General features: G+C 37.9%; 2 protein-coding genes. Both read right to left on the bottom strand.

Annotation, left to right across the window (positions count from 1 at the left end; translation table 11 throughout):
* Positions 1–176: 176 nt before the first annotated feature.
* On the bottom strand, positions 177–1277 hold the full coding sequence (locus U0M88_RS04930) for a DUF871 domain-containing protein (protein WP_331869097.1): 1101 nt from the start codon (positions 1275–1277) through the stop codon (positions 177–179).
* Between the two features lie 78 nt (positions 1278–1355).
* Entirely contained in the window at positions 1356–2138 is a 783-nt protein-coding gene (locus U0M88_RS04935; RefSeq protein WP_331869098.1) for an HAD family hydrolase, read from the bottom strand.
* Between the last annotated feature and the right edge of the window lie 171 nt (positions 2139–2309).

Consider the following 2309-nt stretch of genomic DNA (forward strand, 5'->3'; position numbering starts at 1 on the left):
AATTTGTTTGGTTAAATTGGTTTTGTAGCATAACTAAATTATACTACAGACAAAAAGGACTGGAGTTTCCATTTAAGGAATTCCAGTCCTTTTTTAGATCTAACTTTTAACTGTTAGACCCCCTTTTTCTTATGAAAAAAAAGCTTTTGGCCCCTGCCAAAAGCTCAATGAATAATTTATTTTCCCGGAATAAATCCAAAGACATGATCCGGATGTTTTTCCATTTCGTCTAAAATGATCATTTCTTCTTTCGGAATATGACCTACAAATGTTCTTTGTCCATCATTTGGAATCGGTTTTAAAATTACTTCCAATTCTCCACGATAGTGTTCCAGATTGTCGTTAACCAGTACGACATCGCCTCTTTGGAAACAATCATTTTCATAGGCACGTGGCGGAATTGAACACCCTTTGTATTTAACACGTGGCCAGGAAGAACGGATATAATATTCCGAAGCATCTGTTCGTCCGGTATGGGCAAAATCAAAAATAATTTCCTTTTCCGTATTGCTTAGATCATCGACAAGATCAATGGTCACTGTCGTTTTTGTCAGGTCGACAGCAGCCATCTCTTCTAATTCACTTTCATCGGCAATCGCATTTCCGATCAGGATATCATCGATCATTTCTGTGGCTAACAAATGACGCACCTGTACCGAAATTGGCAGGTTACGATGCATTTCCAGTGTCGGAAGTCCCGCAAATACATGCCATGGGCCATATGTATCCTTGGCATGACTGGACACAAAAGCAGCTGTATGCAAGCCTAATTGATTCCAGTTCGCATTGAAATTCGCAAACACATCATAGCTTAGTCCGCTATAAGGTTCCGGATAAAAATTGTGACAGATGATCACATTGTTGGGATCGGCTCCATGTTTGATCAAAGAAGCCACGTTGGCATCGCTGCTTCCGTTAAATTCAATTTTGATGCCATAGGGATTGCGGGTAATCAATACATCTAAACGATCATCAAAATGACAATCTAAACGAATGATATCCAATCCTATTTCATGAAAGATACTTAAATCCTCCGGTGTTGCTCCTAAGTGCTCAAATACAAAAGGAGCGGTGTCCGCTGCGACTTCAAAGCCCAATTCATGTGCTTTGTGTACAAAACGGCTAAATTCTTCAATGATTTCTTCTTTGGGTTTGGTAACAGACAATAAACAGGTAAAGATACGGCTAAAACCTAAACGGGAAGCTTTTTCCATATACGCCACATCTTTTTCCCATGTTGAATGTTCCGGGTAAATTGAAATACCTAATTTATGCATGATAATTCCTCCTAATCAAATTATATGAATTTGATTTTAGAAAAAGGCATAGAAAAACTTCCTAAGTCTAGGAAGTCGTCATTCTTCAATCAAATTCAATTTTCGTAACGCCCAGCTGATTCCTTCTTCTTTGGCAGACGGAGCTTTTAGATCGGCTAACTCTTGTAAATGCGGGGCATGCTTTCCAATTAAAACACTGCAGCTTGCTTCCTTTAACATCTCCATGTCATTATCACTATCACCAAAGGCGATACTTGTAGAACATGGAAGTGATAATTCTTTCAATAACATGCGTATACCACTGGCTTTCGAGTGCCCTTTTAAAACAGCCTCCGCTTTAAGATTTGGGAAGTTGATGAAGTCAAAATCTTCCTTTAACAGATTTTCAAATTCATCTTTTTGTTTTTGATCTGTATAATAGAGACTCATCTTAGAAAACGCAAAAGAAGGATCCTCTGTAGACAACATATTTACATTCATTCGTTTAAAAAAGGAAATCACCTGGTTCAGCTGATCTGAATACGTCTGATCGACAAACAGGCCACCATGACCTTCTAAAAACGCATCGAGCCGACATGTACGTAAAGCCTTGAGCACACGCTCTTTTTGAATCGATGTAGCTTGTACTTCATATAATATCTGTCCTCGATATCGAATATAAGTACCACATCCGCAAATAACACCATCTAGCGGTAAATCTCTTGCCTGTTCTTCCAAAGAGGAAAAACAACGTCCGGTATTGATAAAGATCAAGTTGCCTTCTTTTCGCAATGTTCTTAAATTCTGTATTGTTTCTTTTGAAACCTCGTTCGTTTCCGGTACACGTAAAGTCCCATCAAAATCAAAAAATAATGTATGCATAAAGATTCCTTTCCAAATAACTTATATATTATAGGCCATTTTTCAAAACGCTATACCCACAGTTTGGTGATTTAGCCATAATTCAGCATTAAAAAGAAACCTCAAATAAAGCATCTGTTGCAATCTGCCGGATAAAAAAGTAATGAATAGAGTACTTCAACTTCTTTAAGA

The sequence above is a fragment of the Faecalicoccus sp. genome (assembly GCF_036552745.1).
Taxonomy (GTDB): Bacteria; Bacillota_I; Bacilli_A; order Erysipelotrichales; family Erysipelotrichaceae; genus Faecalicoccus.